Source organism: Pseudomonas sp. LFS074 (assembly GCF_047978165.1).
GTDB classification, from domain to species: Bacteria; Pseudomonadota; Gammaproteobacteria; order Pseudomonadales; family Pseudomonadaceae; genus Aquipseudomonas; species Aquipseudomonas putida_P.
The window spans coordinates 73,217-97,178 of record NZ_JBFPFV010000002.1; the positions used below are offsets into that span (position 1 = coordinate 73,217).

The following is a 23,962-nucleotide window of genomic DNA, read 5'->3' on the forward strand; positions in this document are numbered from 1 at the left end:
CGTCATGATGAGTGTCGATGAAAAGCGTATTCGCGAATTTGCCTACCAGATATGGGAGTCCGAAGGTAAACCCGCCGGCCAGGAAGACCGCCACTGGGATATGGCGCGCAAGTTGGCCGAGGCTGAAGCCTTGGCACCCAAGGCGGCGCCACGCAAACGGGCACCGGCCAAGCCCAAGCCACCTGCCGAACCCAAGGTGGCCGCGCTGCCAGGGGTTAAACCGGCTGCGGCGAAAAAGCCCAGGGCGGTGAAAAAGCCTTCTGCTGGTTAAGCCTGTACTGGCCTCTTCGCGGGTAAACCCGCTCCCACAGGTACTGCACGGCTTTCAGCACCGGTGATGAACCTGTGGGAGCGGGTTTACCCGCGAAGAGGCCGGGGCAGGACTGCACAATCCCCTCCACCACGGCCATACGAGGACCGCCATGAGCCCCCGCACCCCAAAGAAAACCCGCTCGGTCGCACCGTCGCGCATCCGCGAAGGCATGCCCTTTCCCCTCGGTGCCACCTGGGATGGCCTTGGGGTTAACTTCGCCCTGTTCTCGGCCAACGCCACCAAGGTCGAGCTGTGCCTGTTCGATTCCACCGGCGAACAGGAAATCGAGCGCATCGAGCTGCCCGAATACACCGACGAGATCTACCACGGCTACCTGCCCGACGCTCACCCTGGCCTGGTCTATGGCTACCGGGTATACGGCCCGTACGAGCCGGAAAACGGCCACCGCTTCAACCCCAACAAACTGCTGATCGACCCCTATGCCAAGCAACTGGTCGGCAGCCTGAAATGGTCCGAAGCGCTGTTTGGCTACACCATCGGCCACCCCGATGGCGACCTGTCGTTCGACGAGCGCGACAGTGCGCCCTTCGTCCCCAAGTGCAAGGTGATCGACCCGGCCTTCACCTGGGGCCGCGACCAACGCGTGCTGATCCCCTGGGAACGCACGATCATCTACGAGGCGCACACCCGTGGCATCAGCATGCGCCACCCGGCGGTACCGGAAGCGCTGCGCGGCACTTTTGCCGGCCTGGCCAATGACGAACTGCTCAAGCACATCAAGGACCTGGGCGTCTCCAGCATCGAGCTGCTGCCGATTCACGCCTTCGTCAACGACCAACACCTGCTGGACAAAGGCCTGAACAACTACTGGGGCTACAACAGCATCGCCTTTTTCGCCCCGCACCCGCGCTACCTGGCCAGCGGCAAGATTGCCGAGTTCAAGGAAATGGTCGCCCACCTGCACGACGCCGGGCTCGAGGTGATCCTGGACGTGGTCTACAACCACACCGCCGAAGGCAACGAGCGCGGCCCGACCCTGTCGATGCGCGGTATCGACAACGCCTCGTACTACCGCCTGATGCCGGACGACAAGCGCTACTACATCAACGATTCCGGCACCGGCAACACCCTGGACCTGAGCCACCCCTGCGTGCTGCAGCTGGTCACCGATTCGCTGCGTTACTGGGCGGGTGAAATGCACGTTGACGGCTTCCGCTTCGACCTGGCGACCATCCTTGGCCGCTACCACGACGGCTACAGCGAGCGTCATGGCTTCCTCGTCGCCTGCCGCCAGGACCCGATGCTGAGCCAGGTCAAGCTGATTGCCGAGCCCTGGGACTGCGGCCCCGGCGGCTATCAGGTGGGTAACTTTGCCCCTGGCTGGGCGGAATGGAACGACCGCTTCCGCGACACCGCACGCGCCTTCTGGAAAGGCGATGAAGGCCAACTCGCCGATTTTGCCGCACGCTTGACCGCCTCGGGCGACATGTTCAACAACCGTGGGCGGCGGCCGTATTCCTCGGTCAACTTCATCACCGCCCACGATGGTTTCACCCTGCGCGACCTGGTGTCGTACAACCACAAGCACAACGAAGACAACGACGAGAACAACCAGGACGGCACCGACAACAACCTGTCGTGGAACTGCGGCGTCGAAGGGCCGACCGACGACCCGGGGATCAATGCCCTGCGCATGCGCCAAATGCGCAACTATTTCGCTACCCTGCTGCTGGCCCAGGGCACGCCGATGATCGTCGCCGGTGACGAATTCAGCCGCACCCAGCACGGCAACAACAACGCCTACTGCCAGGACAGCGAGATCGGTTGGGTGAACTGGGACCTGGATCAGCAAGGCGAAGAGCTGCTGGCCTTCGTCAAGCGCCTGACCCGTCTGCGCCTGGCCTACCCGGTGCTGCGCCGCTCACGTTTCCTGGTGGGCGATTACAATGAGGCGATCGGGGTCAAGGATGTGACTTGGCTGGCGCCGGATGGTAGCGAGATGACTGTGGAGCAGTGGGAAGACCCGCACGGGCGCTGCCTGGGCATGCTGATCGATGGCCGCGCACAGGTCAGCGGCATCGCCCGGCCGGGCGCCGAGGCCACGGTGCTGCTGATCGTCAATGCCCACCATGACATCGTGCCTTTCAAGTTGCCGTCCGTGCCTGAAGGCGAGTACTGGAGCTGCCTGGTGGATACCGACCGGCCAGAGTTACGCAAAGGGCAGCATTTGCAGTTCGACAGCACGTTCGAGGTCAAGGGGCGGTCGATGCTGCTGATGGTGCTGCAGCGCGACGAGGAGTGAACCTGAGTAACTGGCGCATGTCCGTTATCTGTAGAAGCGGCCTTGTGTAAACCCATTGTTCGAGGAGTTACCGTGGACCCCGAAGCCGGCAGTGAAGGTTTCGCCAGCATCAACCAGGCCCCGGCCGTAAAACGCCTGCGGGTGCTGACGGTGAATACCCACAAGGGCTTCACCGCCTTCAACCGGCGCTTCATCCTGCCGGAACTGCGCGAGGCGGTGCGCAGCACCCAGGCCGATATCGTCTTCCTCCAGGAAGTGCTCGGTAGCCACGACCGCCACGCCGCCCGTTACCCCGGCTGGCCACAGACTTCGCAGTACGAATTCCTGGCGGACAGCATGTGGAGCGACTTCGCCTATGGCCGCAACGCGGTTTACCCCGACGGCCATCACGGCAATGCACTGCTGTCCAAATACCCGATCATCGAGCACCGCAACCTTGATGTGTCAATCACCGGGCCAGAGCGCCGTGGCCTGTTGCACTGCGTGCTGGATGTACCGGGGCAAGGCCAAGTACACGCGATCTGCGTGCACCTGTCGTTGCTGGAAAGCCACCGGCAAAAACAGCTGCAACTGCTGCGCAAATTGCTGGACGCCTTACCCGCCGATGCCCCGGTGATCATCGCCGGCGACTTCAACGACTGGAAAACCCACGGCAACCGCACGCTCGGCCTGCAACGCGACTTGCACGAGGCATTCGAGCGCCACCATGGGCACCTCGCCCGCACCTACCCTGCCCGCCTGCCGCTGCTGCGCCTGGACCGCATCTATCTGCGTAACGCCGAAAGCCATGGGCCGCGGATTTTGGGGCACAAACCTTGGTCGCACCTGTCAGATCACCTGCCGTTGGCGGTTGAAGTGCGCCTCTAGCAATCATTCTTCATAGCCAGGGCACGGCAAATAGCGAACCCCGCTATACCCTACTGTTTTGCTCAACAAAACAAGGGGTTGAGCATTACCACACATCATCAACACTTCCTTCACGCTTTCTTGACGCAAGCGGCCACCTCTCCTTAGCTGAACATTACCAAGTAGTAAAGATCTCGCGCCGGGCCTCTAGCTCGCGCCTTCGTGCGCGTTTGCGAAAGCCGGCGTGCTGGTTTGGGTCGCCCACTGTTTTTGCCGTACAGCTCGTGACAACAGGCCAGGTCCTCGGGCTGTACCCCACAAAAACAAAGGAGATCCGCCATGAAAAGCACCTCGAACCCCTTGCGCTTCGACAGCATTTTCTACGCGGTTTCCACGTCGCTGCTTCTGGCAACCCCGGTGGAAACTTTCGCGTACGAACTGCAGGATGACCCTATTTCGCCCGGCTTTCTGCAGCAGACAGCAGTGCCTCAGCTGTCGCTCGACCCGATCAGCGCCAGTGGCTTGAGCATCGGCACCCTGAACGCGTTCTCCCAAGCCATGACTGCACGTCACGGGCAGGCGGCACCGGACCTGGTCGCCAGCCAGTGGGCGCAGTTCTTCCCAACCACCTCGCGCAGTGTTTCACAGCCCCCAGACCAACTGGAGGCACCCAGCCAGCAACTGACAATCGGCCCGGACCTGTTCGTGCGTGAAACTGCAGCGGGCAATGTGCACCGCGCAGGGATTTTCGTGGGGCACAACAACCTGCAAAGCAGCTTCAACGGCATGCGCCCGCTGTTGGGCGACAAGCAGCGCAATGCCGTGAACCTGAGTGGGGAAAGCCTGGGCGTTTACTGGAGCATGACCCATGAACAGGGTTGGCACCTGGACGCCGTGGCCATGGGCTCGCGCATCGATGTGCTGGGCCGTGGCGAAAGCGGCCAACGACTGGACGACAGCGGCCACGCGATGACCTTCTCGGTGGAGGGCGGTTACCCGATCCGCCTGGGCGGCAACTGGGTGATCGAACCTCAGGCACAGTTGATAAATCAACAGTTCTTCCCTGGCAACCAGGTGCAGGAAGAGACCTTGCAGGCATTTGACAGCCAGCCAACCTGGAGCGGCCGTGTGGGTGCCAAATTGTCCGGTCGCTACGAAGTGCGTGGCATGCCCATCGAGCCCTATGTACGGACCAACGTGTGGTATGACTTCAGCAATGCCGATGAAGTGAAGCTGGACCAGGTCGACAAAATCTCCAGCTCGCGCTATTCGACCACGGTGGAACTGGGCTTGGGGCTGGTGGCACGGGTAACACCTTCAGTGGCCTTGTTCGTGAGTGCCGACTACAGCAGCGATGTGGATGACAATGACCTGAACGGGTTGATTGGCAGCCTTGGGGTGCGGATGCGGTGGTAGGCCTGTGCCATTGCTGGGGCCGCTGCGCGGCCCATCGCGACACAAGGCCGCTCCTACAGGGATCGCGTCAGCCTGTAGGAGCGGCCTTGTGTCGCGATGGGCTGCGCAGCAGCCCCAACAATCTCAGGCCGGTTTCAGTATCAGAACCCCAAGCGGCGGCAGGTTCAGCGCCAGCGACAATGGCTGCCCATGGCTGGGCAATGCCTCACTGGCCACTGCCCCCAGGTTGCCCACGTTGGACCCGGCATACAGCCCGGCATCGCTGTTCAGCAGCTCTTGCCAACGCTCGCCAAACGGCACGCCAATACGGTAGCCCTCGCGCGGCACCGGGGTGAAGTTGGCCACCACCAGCACCGGCTCACCGCTGCTGCTCCAGCGCAGCCAGGCGTAGACGCTGTTTTGCGCGTCGTCACCGATCAGCCACTGGAAGCCCTGCGGCTGGCAGTCCTGCTCGTGCAGCGCCGGCACGTCGCGGTACAGGCGATTGAGGTCACCCACCAAGCGCTGCACGCCCTGGTGCTCGGGGTACTGCAGCAGGTACCAGTCCAGTTCGCTGTCGTGGTTCCACTCACGCCACTGGCCGAACTCGCACCCCATGAACAGCAGCTTCTTGCCCGGGTGCGCCCACATGAAGGTGAGGTAGGCGCGCAAGTTGGCGAACTTCTGCCAGCGGTCGCCGGGCATCTTGTCGATCAGCGAGTGCTTGCCGTGCACCACTTCGTCATGGGAGATGGGCAGGATGAAGTGCTCGGAATAGGCATAGATCAGCCCGAAGCTCATCTCGTTGTGGTGGAAAGTGCGGTGCACCGGGTCGTTCTGGATGTAATGCAGGGTGTCGTGCATCCAACCCATGTTCCACTTGTAGGCAAAGCCCAGGCCGCCCTGCTGGGTCGGCTGGCTGACGCCGGGCCAGGCGGTGGACTCCTCGGCGATGATCAGTGCCCCAGGGGCCTCGTGGGCAGCCACGCCGTTGAGGTGGCGGATGAAGTCGATGGCTTCCAGGTTCTCGCGCCCGCCATGGCGGTTGGGCACCCATTCACCGGCCTTGCGCGAATAGTCGCGGTACAACATCGAAGCCACTGCATCGACGCGCAGGCCGTCGATGTGAAAGTGCTTCAGCCAGTGCAACGCAGAAGCCATCATGAAACCACGCACCTCGTTACGGCCGAGGTTGTAGATGAGCGTGTTCCAGTCCTGGTGGTAGCCCTCCAGGGGGTTATCGTATTCGTACAGCGCAGTGCCATCGAACCGCGCCAGGCCGTGTTCGTCGGTGGGGAAATGCGCCGGCACCCAGTCCAGCAGCACACCAATGCCACCCTGGTGGCAGGCATCGATGAAGGCTGCGAAGTCCTCCGGGCTGCCGTAGCGCGAGGTGGGCGCGAACATCGACAGTGGCTGATAACCCCAGGAACCGCCGAAGGGGTGCTCCATGATCGGCAACAGCTCGATGTGGGTAAAGCCCAGTTCCTGCACATAGGGTACCAGCCGCTCGGCCAGTTCGCGCCAGTTGTAATAGCGCCCGACTTCACCCGCCTCGTCCAGCTCGCAGCGCCATGACCCTGGGTGCAGTTCGTAGATCGACAGTGGCGCGTTGTAGGCATGGCGCTGCGCGCGTTGCGCCATCCAGTCGTGGTCTTGCCAAGCGTGGCCAAGCTCACCGGCCACCTTGGACGCGGTGCTCGGCGGCAGTTCCGTGGCACGGGCCAGCGGGTCGGCTTTCAGCGGCAGTATGCCGTCCTTGCCGAGCACTTCGAACTTGTAGGTTTCACCCACACCCAAGCGCGGAATGAACAGCTCCCACACCCCGGCGCTGTGGCGCAGGCGCATGGGGTGGCGACGCCCATCCCAGTTGTTGAAGTCACCCACCACCGACACCCGCCGAGCGTTCGGCGCCCACACCGAGAAGCACACGCCGTCGATACCATCGACCTGGGTAGGCTGGGCGCCAAAGCGCCCGGACAAGTCTCGATGATTGCCTTCGGCGAACAGGTGAAGGTCCATGTCACCCAATTGTGGGCCGAAGCTGTAGGGGTCTTCGGTAATCTGATCGCCACCGGCCCAACCGATCTGCAACTGGTAGGGTTGTGCCTCATCAAGGTGCGCGCTGAACAACCCGGGCAAGCTGCCCTGCACCATTTCGGCAAGCACGCGCCCATCGTGGCGAGCCAGGATGCGCACATTCAGGGCACTGGGCAGGAAGGCGCGGACCACCTGGCCGCCTGCGCCGTCGCCATGGGGGCCGAGTACCGCAAATGGATCGGCGTGTTCGGCGCGGGCCAGGGCATCGAGGTCCCGTTGCCGAAGGCCACCGTTTTCACGCAATGTAACGTTCATTCTGACTCTCCCCAGGTACTGATCAATCCATGCAGGCCATGCAAAGGCACGGCCAGCCAACTCGGACGGTTCTCGGCTTCGTAGGTAATCTCGTAGGCGGCTTTTTCCAGGCAGAACAGCTCCAGAGCCGCGCGCTCACCCTCGGCCCGCTGCCAGGCGTGGGGCATGGCGGCGGTGGCCAGGCCATAGGCTTCGACAAAGGCATGCCGCGACTGGTGCAGGTACTGCCGGGCAACCCGTTGCCGGGCCTGCCGCGCCGGGTCTGAAAGGTCCACCGCAGACGCGCTGCGCAAGATCATCGCAGCAGCATAGTCGAAGGATCGCAGCACGCCGCTGACATCCTTGTACGGGCTGTGTTTTGCCCGACGCTCTTCCAGCGGCCGGGCCGGCTCGCCTTCGAAATCGATCAGGTAGGCATCGCCTTGCACCACCAGCACCTGGCCCAGGTGCAGGTCGCCATGCACCCGCATCAACAGGCCGCCCTGGGCCTGGTCGGTCAGATTGTCGATGTGCTGGGCCAGGCCGTCGCGCTGCTGCTGCAGGTCATCGACAAGGGCCTGGCTATCGCGGTCGAGCGTGTCGCGGTGTTGGGCCAGCAGGTCGAGAGCGTGGGTCAGTTCGGCGCTGATCTGCGTGCTCCAACGCTGGCTGTCCTGCGCATTGCTGGGACGTGGCTGGAAGGCCGGGTCTTCGGTTGGCGCGGCCAGCAACAGGTGCATCTCGCCCAGGCGCTGGCCAAGCAAGGCAGCGAAGCCACTGAGCTCGGCCAGTGCGTCGGTGTGCGCCTCGGGGTCGCTGGTGGTGGGCTCCATCTGGTCGCGAATGGCCCGTTCAAGGGTGTTCTGGGTCCAGCCCCAGGCATCGCCCTGGTTGTTCAGGTAACCCTGGGCAATCATCAGCAGGTGCGGTGCCTGCTGCTCATCCACTCGGCTGACCCAGGCCAGCAGCGGCGAGATGTTGGCAAAGCCGGCGGCGGTCAGGTAGGCACTCATTTCCAGCTCTGGATGAACACCTGGGTTGACCCGGCGGATCAGCTTGAGCACCACCCGGTCGCCGATCACTACCGAACTATTGGACTGTTCGGCGCTGAGGTAGCGCACTTCACTTTCCTCGTCGAGCGCCAGGCCGGCCAATTGCGCCGTGCATTCGAAGCGCAATTCACCCTCATCGTTGCCGCATGGCAGGCGCAGGCCATCTTGGCAGGCAAGCATCACGGCGCGGATGAACGGCTCCAGCACGAAGGCATCTGTGATCAAGCCAACCTGGTGGGCGCGGCGCACCCGCGACAAGGCCAACTGCTGCGGCAGCGCGGTAGTGATCTGCTCCTCGCGCAGCAGGCCGAACGGCAGTTGGTAGCGGGTGGCCGTGCCGTCGCTGCGCACTTCGATTTCACTGAGCAGCACCGGTGTGGTGGCAGTGCCAAAACGCACGCCGTAACACAGGCGCACGGCGTCGATCGGCCCTTCCTTGCCGGCGAACCAACGCCGCTTGGGCAGGTATTGCGGCAGGATGGTGGCTTGCAGGGTATCGCTTGAAGGTGCTTCCAGTAGTTCTTCCATGCGCTTGCGCAGTACCAGCGTGGTCAATTCAGGTAACCCCTCGGTGGGCTGGATATGCCAGCTGGGCATGCGGTCACGGCTGGCCAGCAGGAACCAGTAGAAGGCATAGGGTGGCAAGGTCAGCAGGAACGGCAACTGGCCAATGGGCGGGAAGGCGCTGCCGCCGAGCATCTCCACCGGTACTTTGTCGGCGAAGTGTGACAATTCCAGTTCTGCGGCCTGGGCAGCGCGCGACACGTTGGCCACGCACAGAATGACCTCGGTGTTGCCGTCGACATCGGTGTACTCGCGGACGTAGGCGAGAATGCGCCGGTTGCTGGGCGTGAGGGTGCGCAGGCTGCCGCGGCCAAAGGCCTTCTGCTGCTTGCGCACCGCCAGCATGCGCCGGGTCCAGTTCAGCAGTGAATGCGGGTCGTGGCTTTGCGCTTCGACATTGACGGTCTGGTAGCCGTACAGCGGGTCCATGATCGGCGGCAGCACCAGGCGCTGCGGGTCGGCGCGGGAGAACCCGCCGTTGCGGTCCGGCGACCACTGCATGGGCGTACGCACGCCATCGCGATCACCCAGGTAGATGTTGTCGCCCATGCCCAGTTCGTCGCCGTAATACAGGGTTGGCGTGCCGGGCATCGACAGCAGCAGGCTGGTGAGCAGCTCGATGCGCCGACGGTCACGCTGCAGCAGCGGCGCCAGGCGCCGGCGGATACCCAGGTTGATGCGCGCGCGGCGGTCTTCGGCGTAGTAGTTCCACAGGTAGTCGCGCTCGCGGTCGGTGACCATTTCCAGGGTCAGCTCATCGTGGTTGCGCAGGAAAATCGCCCATTGGCAGTTGGCGGGAATTTCCGGGGTCTGGCGCAGGATGTCGGTGATCGGGAAGCGGTCTTCCATGGCCAGGGCCATGTACATGCGTGGCATCAACGGAAAGTGGAAGGCCATGTGACATTCGTCGCCCTCGCCTTCGCCGAAGTATGGACGCGTGTCTTCCGGCCACTGGTTGGCTTCGGCCAGCAGCATGCGGTCGGGGTAGTTGGCGTCGATTTCGGCGCGGATCGCCTTGAGCACGTCGTGGGTTTCGGCGAGGTTCTCGTTGTTGGTGCCGTCGCGTTCGATCAGGTACGGGATGGCGTCCAGGCGCAGGCCGTCAACACCCAGGTCGAGCCAGAAGCGCATCACGCCGATCACCGCCTTGAGTACTTGCGGGTTGTCGAAGTTGAGGTCTGGCTGATGCGCGTAGAAGCGGTGCCAGAAGTACTGGCCGGCGACCGGGTCCCATGTCCAGTTGGACTTTTCGGTGTCGAGGAAGATGATGCGCGTGCCGTCGTATTTCTGGTCGTCGTCCGACCACACGTAGAAATCGCGCGCCTTGCTGCCGCGTTTGGCATGGCGGGCACGCTGAAACCACGGGTGCTGGTCGCTGGTGTGGTTGATGACCAGCTCGGTGATCACCCGCAAGCCGCGCTTATGTGCCTCGGCGATGAAACGCCGGGCATCGCCCAGGCTGCCGTAGTCGGGGTGCACGGCTTTGTAATCGGCGATGTCGTAGCCGTCATCGCGCCGAGGCGAGGGGTAGAACGGCAGCAGCCACAGGGTGTTGACGCCCAGCTCGGCGATGTAGTCGAGTTTGCTGATCAGGCCGGCGAAGTCGCCGATACCATCATTGTTCGAATCGAAGAACGACTTGATATGCAACTGGTAGATGACGGCGTCCTTGTACCACAGCGGGTCGTCGATGAAGGCTGCCGTGCGGGCACGCTTGGCCATGTGCGACTCCTTGCATTTTCCAGGTTGAGCGGGCACGCCCGCTCCCACTTTCACCTAGCCTTTTCGATACGCCAGATTCCGAATGGCTGGTGCCAAGGCTCGATGCGCATGAACTGAGTCTTGCCGTACCACGACCACCGATGGCCGTTCATCAGGTCTTCGCCATGGGTTTCGGCGTTGTCATCCAAACCAAGCTCCCACAGCGGCAGCTCGAAGTGCGCTTCCTGGGCGTTGTGCGGGTCGAGGCTGATCGCCACCAGGATGTAGTTGTCGCGCTCGGCCGTGCGCTTGGCGAAGTACAGGATGTTGTCGTTCCAGCAGTTGAAAAACGCCACGCCCAGATGCGTTTGCAACGCACGGTTCTGCCGGCGGATGCGGTTGAGCTGGGCGATCTCGGCAATGATGTTGCCGGGCTGGGTGAAATCACGCGGGCGAATTTCGTACTTCTCCGAATCCAGGTACTCCTCCTTGCCAGGCAGCGGCGTGCCTTCGCACAGCTCGAAACCCGAGTACATACCCCATAGGCCCGAGCCCATGGTCGCCAGCGCCGCGCGAATGAGGAAGCCGGCGCGTCCAGAGGTGTGCAGGAAGTACGGGTTGATGTCCGGTGTGTTGACGAAGAAGTTGGGGCGATAGCACTGGCTCCACGGCGGCTGGTTGAGCTGCTCGTAGAATTCACGCAGCTCCTGCTTGGTGTTGCGCCAGGTGAAGTAGGTATAGCTTTGCGCGTAGCCGACCTTGCCCAGGCGCGCCATCATCGCCGGCCGGGTAAACGCTTCGGCGAGGAAGATGACGTCGGGGTGCTGGCTACGCACATCGGCGATCAGCCATTGCCAGAACGGCAGTGGCTTGGTGTGCGGGTTGTCGACGCGAAAGGTTTTGACCCCCTCCTCGACCCAGCCGATGATCACATCGCGCAGGGCCAGCCACAAACTCGGCACCGCGTCGGGGGCATAGAAGTCGACGTTGACGATGTCCTGGTACTTCTTCGGTGGGTTTTCGGCATAGCGGATGGTGCCGTCGGGGCGCCAGCTGAACCAGCCCGGATGCTCCTTGAGCCAGGGGTGGTCCTGCGAACACTGGATGGCGAAGTCGAGGGCGATTTCCAGGCCGTGCTCCGCCGCAGCGGCGACCAACCGGCGAAAATCTTCGCGACTGCCCAGTTGCGGGTGGATCGCATCGTGGCCGCCTTCGGCGCTGCCGATCGCGTAAGGGCTGCCGGGGTCGCCAGGTTCGGCATGCAGGGCATTGTTGCGGCCCTTGCGGTGCTGCATGCCGATGGGGTGGATGGGCGGGAAGTACAACACGTCGAAGCCCATGTCGCGAATCATCGGCAGGCGTTCGTGCACGTCGTTGAAGGTGCCGTGGCGCTGCGGGTCGTCGGTGATCGAACGCGGGAACAGTTCGTACCAGCTGGCAAATTGCGCCGCCGGGCGGTCGACATCGACCGGAAATTCACGGCTGCGGGCCAGGTAACTGCGGTGTTCGGCTTCGCTCATCAGGCGGGCGGTGGTTGGGTCGAGAAACAACGCCACCTGGTCGTCGGGACCGAGTGTAGCCAGGCGCTGCTGCACGGCCTCAAGTTCCTCGTGCAGGGCGCCGCTGCACAGTTCGAGGCCTTTGCTCAGCAGCAAACGGCCCTCTTCCAGCTCCAGTTTCACCTCGACGCCGGCGTGGTATTTTTTCTCCAGGTCGTGGCAATAAGTGGCAAACGGGTCGATCCAGGCCTCGATACTGAACAGGTGCGGGCCAAGTTCGGTGGGGGTGAACTCGGCCAGCCACAGGTCGTTGCCCGGCGAGTGCATGGGCACGCAATGCCAGCGGCGGCTGTTGGCCTGGCGCCAGTTGAGCATCACCGCCAGGCGGTCGTGGCCATCGCAATAGACCTTGCTGCCGACGACCACCGGCTGGCCACTGATGGCCTTGGCGGCGAAGGTGCCGGCTTCGAGCACCGGTTGGGTGTCTTCGATCACGATGCGTGGCGCCAGCAACGCCTGGGATAGGCTGATGGCCTGGTCCGGGTGATCGTTCGCCGTGGGCACGTTTTCAAAGGGCTCGTTACGTGACATCGACCTTGCTCCCTCAGGCTGGTGGCGGTAAGGATTCAGAGCCAGGCACAAGCGCGGGGTTCAAAAAAAATGAGCGAACGGCAGCTGCCAGCGGTCAGAGCCTGCAGCACCTCTTCATTCACCCACGCGAGGTCAGGCCATGAACATTCCCATTCCACCGGAAACCCCCGATCCCAACATCGACGACCCGAGCTTGCCGCCGCCCGTGCCAGAAGAAGAACCGGACGAGCTGCCGATCAAGCCGACCATGCCACCGACGGTGGGCGACCCGCCGAGCCAGGAGCCACCGGTGAAGGCTTAAGGGTAGACCAGGATTGTGTACTGGCAGGACCGGCCTCTTCGCGGGTAAACCCGCTTCCACAGGGATTGCGCCAACCTTGCAAGTGGCGCCGTACTGTGAGAGCGGGTTTACCCGCGAAAGGGCCGGTTGACCCAACCCATCAACCCGCAGATACCGCCGAGATTTCCGCCACACTAATCTCCCGCATGCGGAACTTCTGCACCTTGCCGGTCACCGTCATCGGGTATTCCTCAACAAAACGAATATGCCGAGGCACCTTGAAGTGGGCGATGCGTGCCTTGCACCAACCCTGCAGTTCCTCGACCGTGGCGCTATGCCCTGGGTGCAGCTTGATCCAGGCCACGATTTCTTCACCATAGCGGCTGCACGGAATGCCGATCACCTGCGCATCGGCCACCGCCGGGTGGGTATAGAAGAACTCTTCCAGCTCACGCGGGTAAATGTTCTCACCGCCACGAATGATCATGTCCTTGTTGCGCCCGACGATGCGCACGTGCCCATGTTCATCCATCACCGCCAGGTCGCCCGAATGCATCCAGCCCGCCGGGTCGATGGCGTCCGCCGTGGCCTGGGGGTTGTCCCAGTAGCCGAGCATCACGCTGTAGCCACGGGTGCACAGTTCACCGATCTCACCGCGCGGGACGATGCAGCCGTCGGCGTCCACCAGCTTGTTTTCCAGCTGCGGCTGGGTGCGGCCGACGGTGGTCACGCGCAGTTCCAGGTCGTCGTCCGGGCCGGTCTGCAGCGACACCGGGCTGGTTTCGGTCATGCCGTAGGCAATCTGCACTTCGGCCATGTGCATCTGGTCGATGACCCGGCGCATCACCTCGATCGGGCAGGTGGCACCGGCCATGATGCCACTGCGCAGGGTCGACAGGTCCATCTGCGCACGCGACGGGTGGTCGAGCATGGCGATGAACATGGTCGGCACGCCATAGAGGATGCTGGCGCGCTCCTCGGCCACGGCGCGCAGGGTAAGCTCGGCGTCGAAGGCGTCGTTGGGGTAGATCATGGTGCTGCCGTGTGTGATGCAACCGAGGTTGGCCATGACCATGCCGAAGCAGTGGTACAGCGGCACCGGGATCACCATACGGTCGCGCTCGGTCAGCCCCAGGCTTTCGCCGACCATGAAACCGTTGTTGAGGATGTTGTAGTGACTGAGGGTGGCACCCTTGGGCGCGCCGGTGGTGCCGGAGGTGTACTGGATGTTCACCGGCTGGTCGAACTGCAGGCTTTGCTGGCGAGCGCTGCAGGCCTCTGGCGAGGTCTGCCCTGCCCACTCGGGCAATGCGTGCCAGGGCAGGAAGCCGGCAGGCGGGTTGGCGGCCAGGCTGATCACACCGCGCAACGCTGGCAGGCGCTCACTGGCCAGTTCACCTGGCTTGGCGCTGGCCAATTCAGGCACCAGTTCCTGAACCATGGCATGGTAATCAGACGTCTTGAAGGCATCGGCACACACCAGCCAGCGACAGCTGGACTGGCGCAACACGTATTCCAACTCGCCCACGCGATAGGCAGGGTTGATGTTGACCAGGATGGCCCCGACCTTGGCGCTGGCCAGTTGCAAAATGCACCATTGCGCGCAGTTGGGCGACCAGATACCGACACGCTCGCCGGTGTTCACGCCCAGGGCCATGAGCGCGCGTGCATGGTTTTCGACCTGTGCGGCCAACTGCCGCCAGCTGTAGCGCAGGCCTTGATGGCGCGACACCAGCGCCTCGCTGTCGGCACAGCGGGCCACGGTGGCATCGAAGGCCTGGCCGATGGTCTGGGTCAGCAAGGCTTGGTCCTGGCGACCGCGGGTATAACTCGGTTGACTCATGGGTGTCCCTTCTTGTGGTTGTTCTGGGCACGGCTGAAGCAAGCGGGAATACTCTGGCGCAGATTTACGTTTACGTAAAGGTGATGAGTGGATTGACAGTGATCGCACGCAGGTTTACGTTAACGTAAAGGTGATGAACGACACCGGGTCTCGCAGGGCCGGCGGATTGCCCTGACGCTACGGTGTAACCCCATTTCAAGAACAAGAAGGTGCCCCAGCATGCATTACCCCTCCCTGAACTTCGCCCTGGGCGAGACCATCGACATGCTCCGCGACCAGGTGCGTACCTTCGTCGCCGCCGAACTGGCCCCGCGCGCCGCTCAAATCGACCACGACAACCTGTTCCCCGCCGACATGTGGCGCAAGTTCGGTGACATGGGCCTGCTGGGGATCACCGTCCCGGAAGAATACGGTGGCGCTGGCCTGGGCTACCTGGCCCATGTGGTCTCGATGGAAGAAATCAGCCGTGGCTCGGCCTCGGTGGCACTGTCCTATGGCGCCCACTCCAACCTGTGCGTCAACCAGATCAACCGCAACGGTACCCACGAGCAGAAGCTCAAGTACTTGCCCAAGCTGATCAGCGGCGAGCACATCGGCGCCTTGGCCATGAGCGAGCCCAATGCCGGCTCCGATGTGGTGTCGATGAAACTGCGTGCGGAAAAGCGCGGCGACCACTACGTGCTCAACGGCAGCAAGACCTGGATCACCAACGGCCCCGACGCCAACACCTACGTGATCTACGCCAAGACCGACCTGGACAAGGGCGCGCACGGCATCACCGCCTTCATCGTCGAGCGTGACTGGAAAGGCTTCAGCCGCAGCAACAAGTTCGACAAGCTTGGCATGCGTGGCTCCAACACCTGCGAGCTGTTCTTCGACGACGTGCAAGTGCCGGCAGAAAACATCCTGGGCCAACTCAATGGCGGCGTGCGCGTGCTGATGAGTGGCCTGGACTACGAGCGTGTGGTGCTGTCCGGCGGCCCGACCGGCATCATGCAAAGCTGCATGGACCTGGTGGTGCCCTACATTCATGACCGCAAGCAGTTCGGCCAGAGCATCGGCGAGTTCCAGCTGATCCAGGGCAAGATCGCCGACATGTACACCCAGCTCAATGCCAGCCGCGCCTACCTGTATGCCGTGGCCCAGGCTTGCGACCGTGGCGAGACCACCCGCAAGGACGCTGCCGGCGTCATCCTGTACACCGCCGAACGCGCCACGCAAATGGCCCTGGAGGCGATCCAGATTCTCGGTGGCAACGGCTATATCAACGAATTCCCGGCTGGCCGCCTGCTGCGCGACGCCAAGCTGTACGAAATCGGCGCTGGCACCAGCGAAATTCGCCGGATGCTGATCGGCCGCGAACTGTTCAACGAAACCCGCTGAGCATAAAGGGACGGGCGCACATGGCTACCTTGCACACCCAGATCAACCCACGTTCGGCGGAATTCGCCGGCAACAGTGCGGCGATGCTCGAACAGGTCCAGGCCCTGCGCGGCCTGCTCGCCCAGGTCGCCCAGGGCGGCGGCCCCAAGGCCCAGGAACGGCATACCTCGCGCGGTAAACTGCTGCCGCGCGAGCGTATCGACCGCCTGCTGGACCCTGGCTCGCCATTCCTCGAGATCGGCCAGCTGGCCGCCCATGAGGTGTACGGCGAAGACGTGCCGGCTGCGGGCGTGATTGCCGGCATCGGCCGCGTCGAAGGCGTGGAATGCATGATCGTGGCCAATGACGCCACGGTAAAGGGCGGTTCCTACTACCCACTGACGGTAAAGAAGCACCTGCGCGCGCAAACCATCGCGCTGCAAAACCGCCTGCCGTGCATCTACCTGGTGGACTCGGGCGGCGCCAACCTGCCACGCCAGGACGAAGTGTTCCCCGACCGCGAGCATTTCGGGCGGATTTTCTTCAACCAGGCCAACATGAGCGCGCAAGGTATTCCACAGATTGCCGTGGTGATGGGGTCGTGCACCGCTGGCGGCGCCTACGTACCGGCCATGGCCGACGAAGCGATCATGGTGCGCCAGCAGGCGACCATCTTCCTGGCTGGCCCGCCCTTGGTGAAAGCCGCAACCGGTGAAGTGGTCAGCGCCGAAGACCTGGGTGGCGCCGATGTGCATTGCCGTACCAGCGGCGTGGCCGACCATTATGCCGACAATGACGAGCACGCTCTGGCCATTGCCCGGCGCAGCGTGGCCAACCTCAACTGGCACAAGCTGGGCAAGCTGCAACGCCTGGCACCGGTGGCGCCGCTGTATGCCGCCGATGAACTGTATGGCGTGGTGCCAGCGGATGCCAAGCAACCGTTCGACGTGCGCGAAGTGATTGCGCGGCTGGTCGATGGCTCGGTTTTCGATGAGTTCAAGGCCCTGTTCGGCACTACGCTGGTGTGCGGCTTCGCCCACCTGCACGGTTACCCGGTAGCGATCCTGGCCAACAACGGCATTCTGTTCGCCGAAGCGGCGCAAAAGGGTGCGCACTTCATCGAGCTGGCCTGCCAGCGCGGTATCCCACTGCTGTTCCTGCAGAACATCACCGGCTTCATGGTCGGCAAAAAGTACGAAGAAGGCGGCATCGCCAAGCACGGCGCCAAGCTGGTTACCGCCGTGGCGTGTGCCCAGGTGCCGAAATTCACGGTAATCATCGGTGGCAGCTTCGGCGCCGGCAACTACGGCATGTGCGGCCGCGCCTACGACCCGCGCTTCCTGTGGATGTGGCCCAACGCACGGATCGGCGTGATGGGCGCCGAACAAGCCGCCGGGGTTCTGGCCCAGGTCAAGCGCGAGCAAAGCGAACGCAGCGGCCAGCCGTTCAGCGCCGAGGATGAAGCCAGGCTCAAGCAGCCGATCCTCGACCAGTACGAGCATCAAGGCCACCCCTACTACTCCAGCGCCCGCCTGTGGGACGACGGTGTCATCGACCCGGCACAGACCCGCGACGTGCTCGGCCTGGCGTTGTCTGCCGCGCTGAACGCGCCGATCGAACAGAGCCGCTTCGGCATTTTCCGGATGTGACCCATGAGCGACTTCAGCACCCTCGAAGTGACCCGCGACCCGCGCGGTTTCGCCACCCTGTGGCTGAGCCGCGAGGACAAGAACAACGCCTTCAACGCGCAGATGATCCGCGAGCTGATCGTGGCCATCGACCAGTTGGCCGAAGACGCCAGCCTGCGCTTCGTGCTGCTGCGCGGCCGCGGCCGGCACTTCAGCGCCGGCGCCGACCTGGCCTGGATGCAGCAATCGGCGCAGCTGGACTTCAATACCAACCTGGATGATGCCCACGAACTGGGCGAGCTGATGTACGCCCTGCACCGCCTCAAGGCCCCTACCCTGGCGGTGGTGCAAGGTGCAGCCTTTGGCGGCGCGCTGGGTTTGATCAGTTGCTGTGACATGGCCATCGGCGCCGAAGACGCCCAGCTGTGCCTGTCGGAAGTACGCATCGGCCTGGCCCCGGCAGTGATCAGCCCGTTCGTGGTCAAGGCCATTGGCGAGCGTGCCGCGCGCCGCTATGCGCTCACCGCAGAGCGCTTCAGCGGCGTGCGCGCCCGCGAGCTGGGCCTGCTGGCCGAGGTGTATCCAGCCAGCGAGCTGGACGCCCACGTCGAAGCCTGGGTGAACAACCTGCTGCAGAACAGCCCACAAGCGTTGCGCGCCACCAAGGACCTGCTGCGCGAAGTGGACGATGGCGAACTCAGCCCGGCCCTGCGCCGTTACTGCGAAAACACCATCGCCCGTATCCGCGTCAGCGCCGAAGGCCAGGAGGGCCTGCGCGCCTTCCTGGAAAAACGCCGCCCCGCCTGGCAAACCGATGACAAGAAGGAGCCGCGCCCATGAGCCGCCCCGTTTTGACCACCCTGCTGGTCGCCAACCGCGGCGAAATCGCCTGCCGGGTGATGCGCACCGCCAAGGCCATGGGCCTGACCACCGTGGCCGTGCACAGCGCCACCGACCGTGACGCCCGGCACAGCCGCGAAGCCGACATCCGCGTCGACCTCGGCGGCACCAAGGCTGCCGAAAGCTACCTGCAGGTCGACAAACTGCTGGCCGCGGCCAAGGCCAGAGGCGCCCAGGCCATCCACCCAGGTTATGGCTTCCTGTCCGAGAACGCAGGTTTTGCCCGGGCCATCGAACAAGCCGGGCTGATTTTCCTCGGCCCACCGGCCAGCGCCATCGACGCCATGGGCAGCAAATCGGCGGCCAAGGCGTTGATGGAGGCTGCCGGCGTACCGCTGGTGCCGGGCTACCACGGTGAAGCCCAGGACCTGGACACCTTCCGCGCCGCCGCCGAACGCATCGGCTACCCAGTGCTGCTCAAGGCCAGCGCCGGTGGCGGTGGCAAGGGCATGAAGGTGGTCGAGGAAGAAAGCCAGCTGGCCGACGCCCTGGCCTCGGCCCAGCGTGAGGCGCAATCGTCGTTCGGCGACTCGCGCATGCTGGTAGAAAAATACGTGCTCAAACCGCGCCACGTAGAGATCCAGGTGTTCGCCGACCAACACGGCAACTGCCTGTACCTCAACGAGCGTGACTGCTCGATCCAGCGCCGCCACCAGAAAGTGGTCGAAGAAGCTCCCGCCCCCGGCCTCTCGCCAGAACTGCGCCGTGCCATGGGCGAAGCCGCAGTGCGCGCGGCACAAGCCATCGGCTATGTGGGCGCCGGCACCGTGGAGTTTCTGCTCGACGCCCGTGGCGAGTTCTTCTTCATGGAGATGAACACGCGCCTGCAGGTGGAGCACCCGGTCACCGAAGCCATTACCGGCCTGGACCTGGTGGCCTGGCAAATTCGCGTGGCCTGCGGCGAAGCCCTGCCGATCACCCAGGAGCAGGTGCCGCTGATCGGCCATGCCATCGAGGTGCGCCTGTATGCCGAGGACCCGGCCAACGAATTCTTGCCCGCAACCGGCAAGCTGATGTTGTATCGGGAGTCGGCGCCAGGCGAGGGCCGGCGGGTGGACAGCGGGGTCAGCGAAGGCGATGTGGTGTCGCCGTTCTACGACCCGATGCTGGGCAAGCTGATCGCCTGGGGCGAAGACCGCGAGCAGGCGCGCCTGCGCTTGCTGGCCATGCTCGAAGAGTTCGCCATTGGCGGGCTGAAGACCAACATCGCCTTCCTGCGCCGCATCCTGGCCCACCCGGCGTTTGCGGCGGCGGAGCTGGATACCGGCTTCATTCCGCGCCACCAGGCGGTTTTGCTGCCGGCACCACAGGCAATGCCAGCAGGTTTCTGGGAGGCGGCGGCCGAGGCATGGCTGCAAGGCCAGGCCGGCCATCACCGCGATGACGACTGCCATTCGCCGTGGGGTGAGTGCAACGGCCTGCGCTTGGGCCTGCCAGCGCGTAGCAGCCTGCATCTGGTGAGCGGCGGGCAGGATCAGGCGGTTGCCTTGGAACGCAGTGCTGCGTCTACCTGGCAGCTAACGGGCGAACAACTGCTGCATGACCAGGACGGCGTACGTCGTCAGCACCTGGCCATCCGCCGGGGTGGCACGCTGTATCTGCAGTGGGATGGCGAGATGCATGCCATCGAAGCCTTCGACCCGATCGCGCAGGCGGAAGCCAGCCACAGTCATCAGGGCGGGCTGGGTGCGCCCATGAACGGCAGCATCGTGCGGGTGCTGGTGGAACCGGGACAGGTGGTGGAAGCAGGCACCGCGCTGGTGGTGCTGGAGGCCATGAAAATGGAGCACAGCATTCGTGCGCCGCATTCAGGCACAGTGAAGGCATTGTTCTGCCAGGAAGGCGATATGGTCAGCGAAGGGACGGTGCTGGTCGAACTGGTGGAGTAAGGGTACGGGGGCCGCTTTGCGGCCCCGGCATTCTAGAAGGCGCCATGCACCCGCACGACCACACCGATAAACTCGCATCCCTCTTCACACAGGATTGTCGGATAGCGCGTATTCAGCGGCTTGAGCATCTTGTCGCCACCCTCTTCGACCAACTGCCGCAACACAGCAGGCCGCCCCGGCTGGCGCGCAATCACCAGCCTGCCGGGCTCTACCGGCAGGCCAGTATCCACCAATACGCGCATGCCCTCAGGAACACTCTTGCCGCTGGCTGCATTCATCGAGTCGTTTTCAACCAACAGCCAGAACGCATTACCTGCTGGCATGTAATCGGTCTGCTCGTTGGACTTGGCTGTTTCAGGCAAAGGCCCCTGCAAGTCGGACCAAGCCAACACCGGGAAGCGAAAGCTTGCATAAAGCAGCGCTTCGCCCGACACCGGCTGCTCGACTGCATAACGCCCAGGGGCTTCGCGCACGATGTTGCGCTCTACCACCATGACTTGTGCTTCCAAAAACACCAGGCCGAGTTTCTCGAGCTTTTCGTTGATGGTTTCCACCGTCGGCCGCCGCGTGCCGCGCAGCCAATGCCCCACGCCGCCCTGAGTCATGCCCAGGCGTTCAGCCAGCTTGAGCTGGCTGAGGTTATGTTCGCGCTTGTAGCGCTTGAGAAATGCGTTCCAGTTTTCCATGAGCGGCAACAATACGGACTGTATTACCCACAGCAATACACAATCTGAATTATTTATCTGGTATCTAACAGTACAGATTGACCTATCCTGTATTTCCAGTGTGTTTGAAGGGAAATCAGAAGGTATCGCGATGAAACCACCGAAAAACGACGAAACAGATCTCGACAGCGAAGCGGCCCGCCGCGCTCTCGATTACTACCTCAACCCGAACCCGCCACGGCCCAGCCTGGACAACAAGATCTGGACGCTGCACGAAGGCGTAACCAACGACCAGGCCCAGCAGCATGCCATCGCCCTGCTGCGTTGCGCCGCTGCAACCGCCCAGGAAACCGCAAGCCACCAGCACGGTAGCCAGCGCGAGCTGACCTTCGCCCTGATGCACATGATGGACATGGCGCGGGCACTGCTGGAGCACAAAGGCGCCGGAGAACCGGTTTTCAAGTAATGAAGAAGGGAGAAAACGTGATGGCCTGGAACGGCAAATGCCCCGATTGCCGGGACAAGGAAGCGCATCGGTAAAACTTTTTTACCGAATTAGCGAAAATTCATTTGACTGGCAAATGATAACGATTATTATTGCACTCAGCTGATCGCGAGATCTGCTGGATAACCTGGAGCTTAGGTCGCTCTCAGATTATCTCCTCATCAGGCTAATCACGGTTTTTGACCCGGCTTTTTGCCGGGTCTTTTTTTTGGCTCTTCAGGCTAATGAAGATCGTGATGGCGCGCATGATAGCAAAGGTGTTTCAGGGCGTGAACGCTCATTACAAAACTTTGCGGAATCAGCACTTGAGAATCAATCTCGTTTCACCTACGCTGATCACGCATCAGGGAAGATGCCCCCACCCCTCCCCTTTATAGAGCAAGGAGCTGTCCATGACCCGTCTGCTGCTGCCCCTTGAACACCCTACCACTGCCGCCGAACACAATGCCGACGATGCCCTTCTACATGCCCTGAAACGGCTGCCACGGCGCGTGCAGCAAGTGTTCCTGCTCAACCGCCTTGACCAGCTGGACTTTGCCACGATCGCTAGCCGCCTTGATCTGCCACTGGCAAGCATTGAACGGAACATGGACCAAGTGCTGCAGGTGGGCCGCTCGCGCCGGGATGTACTGGCGAGTGTTGCCGGGCAATGGTATGTACGCTTGCAGAGCCCACAGGTGACAGCGTGCGAGCGGATCGACTTCCGCCGCTGGCTGGATGCGGACCCGGCTAACTTGCAAGCGTTTCATGAGACAGAGCTACGCTGGCGCAGCCTGCTGGCACCGGCACGACAACTGGGCCACGACGGCTGGTATCGGCAAGGCCGGGCTGCACTGTCGCTGGGTGGTTGCTCGATTGCGGTGGGGCTTGGCGTTACAGCCCTGGTACTGTTCGGCTTCTGGGCCTGATCCTCGCTTCAGCCGCCCAAACACTGCTCGCATGCGCCCAGCAGGCTACTGTACATTGTCAAGGAGCGGCCGCAACCGCTTGCAATTGGGTTGAAACCGGCGCGTAAGACAGCTGCCGATCACGCCCCTGTTTCGCGATCCCTCCCGGAAACCGCCCCTCCATGCCTGTCAGCGAAAACGCATCGATCATCTGGGTCGTAGCCGCCCTCGCCACTTGCGGCGTCATCCTGCGCCCCTGGCGTATTCCGGAGTACGCCTGGGCCATGGGCGGCGCACTGCTGCTGACCGCTCTTGGCCTGATCACGCCGCACAGCGCGCTGGCTGCGGTGGCCGAAGGCAGCGACGTCTACCTGTTCCTGATCGGCATGATGGTGCTGGCCGAGCTTGCTCGCCAGGAAGGCCTGTTCGACTGGCTGGCCCACTATGCCGTCCAGCACGCGCGAGGATCGGGGCAACGGCTGTTCGACCTGGTGTTCCTGGTGGGCACGCTGGTCACTGTTTTTCTGTCCAACGATGCCACCGCGGTGGTGCTGACCCCAGCAGTCTACGCTGCGTGCAAGGCCGCCAAGGCCGAGCCTTTGCCGTACCTGTTCATCTGCGCCTTCATCGCCAACGCCGCCAGCTTCGTGCTGCCCATCTCGAACCCGGCCAACCTCGTGGTATTTGGCAGCCAGATGCCGCCGCTACTGGACTGGTTAAGACAGTTCAGCCTGCCATCACTGGCGGCAATTGCCCTGACCTACGTGGCCCTGCGCCTGTCCCAGCGCCGACAGATCCGCCAGCCGCTGGCCTTGAACGTTCAAACCCTGCCACTGAGCGCGGGCGCACGGTTGTGCGCAGTGGGTATCGCCTTCACCGCGGTCTTGCTGCTGGGCGCCTCGGCGCTGGACCAGGCGCTGGGGCTGCCGACATTCTGCGCGGGGGTAGCGACCACCGCCCTGATCCACCTGCGCCAGCGGCGCAGCCCGACGCCAGTGTTGCGCCATATCGCGTGGGGCGTGCTGCCACTTGTAGCAGGCTTGTTCGTGCTGGTCGAAGCGGTCGCCCAAACCGGCCTGGTGGTGCGTCTTGCCCATGCGCTGGCGGCGCTCGCCGAGGGCTCGCCGAACACAGCAAGTTGGGTAGCGGGCACAGGGGTTGCTATTGCCAGCAACCTGATGAACAACCTGCCGACCGGGCTGATTGCCGGGGCCATGGGGTCGGTCGTCGAGTTGCCGCAGCAAACTACCGCGGCTTTGCTGATCGGCGTGGACCTGGGCCCGAATCTGTCGATTACCGGATCACTGGCCACGTTGCTATGGCTGGTCGCGATCCGCCGTGAGGGAGAGCACGTGGGGGCCTGGCACTTCTTACGCCTGGGGCTATTGGTAATGCCCCCTGCCCTGGCTGCCGCGCTGCTGGCGTTGTGGGTGTAACCCAGCGCA

Annotated in this window: 17 protein-coding genes; 12 read left to right on the forward strand and 5 right to left on the reverse strand. The window is 63.2% G+C overall.

The genetic code is table 11. The annotated features are described in order from the left end of the window. The first annotated feature begins 4 nt into the window (after window positions 1-4). The 4 genes from ACNQP3_RS18440 to ACNQP3_RS18455 all read left to right on the forward strand — a co-directional run bounded on the left by ACNQP3_RS18440 (window position 5) and on the right by ACNQP3_RS18455 (window position 4,838). The gene (locus ACNQP3_RS18440; protein ID WP_012273255.1) at window positions 5-271 is read left to right on the forward strand and encodes a DUF2934 domain-containing protein; all 267 of its coding nucleotides are present in this window, start codon (window positions 5-7) and stop codon (window positions 269-271) included. A 151-nt stretch (window positions 272-422) separates the two neighbouring features. After that, window positions 423-2,576 (forward strand): glycogen debranching protein GlgX, encoded by a 2,154-nt coding sequence (gene glgX / locus ACNQP3_RS18445; protein WP_012273256.1) that lies wholly within the window; start codon window positions 423-425, stop codon window positions 2,574-2,576. A 72-nt stretch (window positions 2,577-2,648) separates the two neighbouring features. After that, window positions 2,649-3,443: an endonuclease/exonuclease/phosphatase family protein gene (locus ACNQP3_RS18450; RefSeq protein WP_012273257.1), complete on the forward strand. Its 795-nt coding sequence runs from the start codon at window positions 2,649-2,651 to the stop codon at window positions 3,441-3,443. 318 nt (window positions 3,444-3,761) lie between these two features. Continuing rightward, window positions 3,762-4,838, forward strand: a complete 1,077-nt coding sequence (locus tag ACNQP3_RS18455) for an autotransporter outer membrane beta-barrel domain-containing protein (RefSeq protein ID WP_012273258.1) — start codon at window positions 3,762-3,764, stop codon at window positions 4,836-4,838. Between the two features lie 123 nt (window positions 4,839-4,961). On the opposite strand, the gene glgB is transcribed toward ACNQP3_RS18455, so the two are convergent. From glgB to ACNQP3_RS18470, 3 genes are read right to left on the reverse strand one after another with little or no spacing between them, the layout of a single operon-like run. Beyond that, window positions 4,962-7,172, reverse strand: a complete 2,211-nt coding sequence (gene glgB, locus ACNQP3_RS18460) for a 1,4-alpha-glucan branching protein GlgB (protein WP_012273259.1) — start codon at window positions 7,170-7,172, stop codon at window positions 4,962-4,964. Further along, entirely contained in the window at window positions 7,169-10,489 is a 3,321-nt protein-coding gene (gene treS / locus ACNQP3_RS18465) for a maltose alpha-D-glucosyltransferase (RefSeq protein WP_060494546.1), read from the reverse strand. The genes glgB and treS overlap by 4 nt, the downstream gene beginning before the upstream one ends. A 50-nt stretch (window positions 10,490-10,539) precedes the next feature. Next, entirely contained in the window at window positions 10,540-12,558 is a 2,019-nt protein-coding gene (locus tag ACNQP3_RS18470) for an alpha-1,4-glucan--maltose-1-phosphate maltosyltransferase (protein WP_012273261.1), read from the reverse strand. A gap of 139 nt (window positions 12,559-12,697) precedes the next feature. Between ACNQP3_RS18470 and ACNQP3_RS18475 the strand changes: the two genes are divergently transcribed. Further along, on the forward strand, window positions 12,698-12,859 hold the full coding sequence (locus tag ACNQP3_RS18475; RefSeq protein ID WP_012273262.1) for a hypothetical protein: 162 nt from the start codon (window positions 12,698-12,700) through the stop codon (window positions 12,857-12,859). Between the two features lie 139 nt (window positions 12,860-12,998). Here the strand turns inward: ACNQP3_RS18475 and ACNQP3_RS18480 are convergent, their stop codons facing one another. Continuing rightward, window positions 12,999-14,681, reverse strand: a complete 1,683-nt coding sequence (locus tag ACNQP3_RS18480) for an AMP-binding protein (protein ID WP_012273263.1) — start codon at window positions 14,679-14,681, stop codon at window positions 12,999-13,001. A gap of 219 nt (window positions 14,682-14,900) precedes the next feature. Here ACNQP3_RS18480 and ACNQP3_RS18485 point away from each other — a divergent pair, with 219 nt between their 5' ends. The 4 genes from ACNQP3_RS18485 to ACNQP3_RS18500 are packed head-to-tail and all read left to right on the forward strand — an operon-like array spanning window position 14,901 to window position 20,460. Further along, a complete protein-coding gene (locus ACNQP3_RS18485; RefSeq protein WP_012273264.1) occupies window positions 14,901-16,064 on the forward strand; it encodes an isovaleryl-CoA dehydrogenase in 1,164 nt (387 codons plus the stop codon). Window positions 16,065-16,084: 20 nt separating this feature from the next. Next, window positions 16,085-17,692, forward strand: a complete 1,608-nt coding sequence (locus tag ACNQP3_RS18490) for a carboxyl transferase domain-containing protein (RefSeq protein WP_012273265.1) — start codon at window positions 16,085-16,087, stop codon at window positions 17,690-17,692. Between the two features lie 3 nt (window positions 17,693-17,695). Then, window positions 17,696-18,511 (forward strand): gamma-carboxygeranoyl-CoA hydratase, encoded by an 816-nt coding sequence (locus ACNQP3_RS18495; protein ID WP_012273266.1) that lies wholly within the window; start codon window positions 17,696-17,698, stop codon window positions 18,509-18,511. Further along, window positions 18,508-20,460 carry an acetyl/propionyl/methylcrotonyl-CoA carboxylase subunit alpha gene (locus ACNQP3_RS18500; protein WP_264316327.1) on the forward strand — a complete coding sequence of 651 codons (1,953 nt, stop codon included), beginning with the start codon at window positions 18,508-18,510 and terminating at the stop codon, window positions 20,458-20,460. Before ACNQP3_RS18495 ends, ACNQP3_RS18500 begins: the two co-directional genes overlap by 4 nt. A gap of 32 nt (window positions 20,461-20,492) precedes the next feature. Here the strand turns inward: ACNQP3_RS18500 and ACNQP3_RS18505 are convergent, their stop codons facing one another. Next, window positions 20,493-21,146, reverse strand: coding sequence for a LexA family protein (locus ACNQP3_RS18505; protein WP_012273268.1), 654 nt, complete (start codon window positions 21,144-21,146; stop codon window positions 20,493-20,495). A gap of 130 nt (window positions 21,147-21,276) precedes the next feature. On the opposite strand from ACNQP3_RS18505, the gene ACNQP3_RS18510 reads away from it, so the two are divergent. From ACNQP3_RS18510 to ACNQP3_RS18520, 3 genes are all read left to right on the forward strand, one after another. Beyond that, entirely contained in the window at window positions 21,277-21,591 is a 315-nt protein-coding gene (locus ACNQP3_RS18510) for a DUF6124 family protein (RefSeq protein ID WP_012273269.1), read from the forward strand. A gap of 431 nt (window positions 21,592-22,022) precedes the next feature. Next, the gene (locus tag ACNQP3_RS18515) at window positions 22,023-22,538 is read left to right on the forward strand and encodes a DUF4880 domain-containing protein (RefSeq protein ID WP_264316328.1); all 516 of its coding nucleotides are present in this window, start codon (window positions 22,023-22,025) and stop codon (window positions 22,536-22,538) included. A 161-nt stretch (window positions 22,539-22,699) separates the two neighbouring features. Then, a complete protein-coding gene (locus ACNQP3_RS18520) occupies window positions 22,700-23,953 on the forward strand; it encodes an arsenic transporter (protein ID WP_264316329.1) in 1,254 nt (417 codons plus the stop codon). The last annotated feature ends 9 nt before the right edge of the window (window positions 23,954-23,962 follow it).

Bases quoted from the DNA above. Each gene is read 5' to 3' on its own strand.
- ACNQP3_RS18440 (WP_012273255.1), top strand. From the start codon at position 5: ATGATGAGTGTCGATGAAAAGCGTATTCGCGAATTTGCCTACCAGATA.
- glgX (WP_012273256.1), top strand. From the start codon at position 423: ATGAGCCCCCGCACCCCAAAGAAAACCCGCTCGGTCGCACCGTCGCGC.
- ACNQP3_RS18455 (WP_012273258.1), top strand. From the start codon at position 3,762: ATGAAAAGCACCTCGAACCCCTTGCGCTTCGACAGCATTTTCTACGCG.
- glgB (WP_012273259.1), bottom strand. From the start codon at position 7,172: ATGAACGTTACATTGCGTGAAAACGGTGGCCTTCGGCAACGGGACCTC.
- treS (WP_060494546.1), bottom strand. From the start codon at position 10,489: ATGGCCAAGCGTGCCCGCACGGCAGCCTTCATCGACGACCCGCTGTGG.
- ACNQP3_RS18470 (WP_012273261.1), bottom strand. From the start codon at position 12,558: ATGTCACGTAACGAGCCCTTTGAAAACGTGCCCACGGCGAACGATCAC.
- ACNQP3_RS18475 (WP_012273262.1), top strand. From the start codon at position 12,698: ATGAACATTCCCATTCCACCGGAAACCCCCGATCCCAACATCGACGAC.
- ACNQP3_RS18480 (WP_012273263.1), bottom strand. From the start codon at position 14,681: ATGAGTCAACCGAGTTATACCCGCGGTCGCCAGGACCAAGCCTTGCTG.
- ACNQP3_RS18485 (WP_012273264.1), top strand. From the start codon at position 14,901: ATGCATTACCCCTCCCTGAACTTCGCCCTGGGCGAGACCATCGACATG.
- ACNQP3_RS18490 (WP_012273265.1), top strand. From the start codon at position 16,085: ATGGCTACCTTGCACACCCAGATCAACCCACGTTCGGCGGAATTCGCC.
- ACNQP3_RS18495 (WP_012273266.1), top strand. From the start codon at position 17,696: ATGAGCGACTTCAGCACCCTCGAAGTGACCCGCGACCCGCGCGGTTTC.
- ACNQP3_RS18500 (WP_264316327.1), top strand. From the start codon at position 18,508: ATGAGCCGCCCCGTTTTGACCACCCTGCTGGTCGCCAACCGCGGCGAA.
- ACNQP3_RS18505 (WP_012273268.1), bottom strand. From the start codon at position 21,146: ATGGAAAACTGGAACGCATTTCTCAAGCGCTACAAGCGCGAACATAAC.
- ACNQP3_RS18510 (WP_012273269.1), top strand. From the start codon at position 21,277: ATGAAACCACCGAAAAACGACGAAACAGATCTCGACAGCGAAGCGGCC.
- ACNQP3_RS18515 (WP_264316328.1), top strand. From the start codon at position 22,023: ATGACCCGTCTGCTGCTGCCCCTTGAACACCCTACCACTGCCGCCGAA.
- ACNQP3_RS18520 (WP_264316329.1), top strand. From the start codon at position 22,700: ATGCCTGTCAGCGAAAACGCATCGATCATCTGGGTCGTAGCCGCCCTC.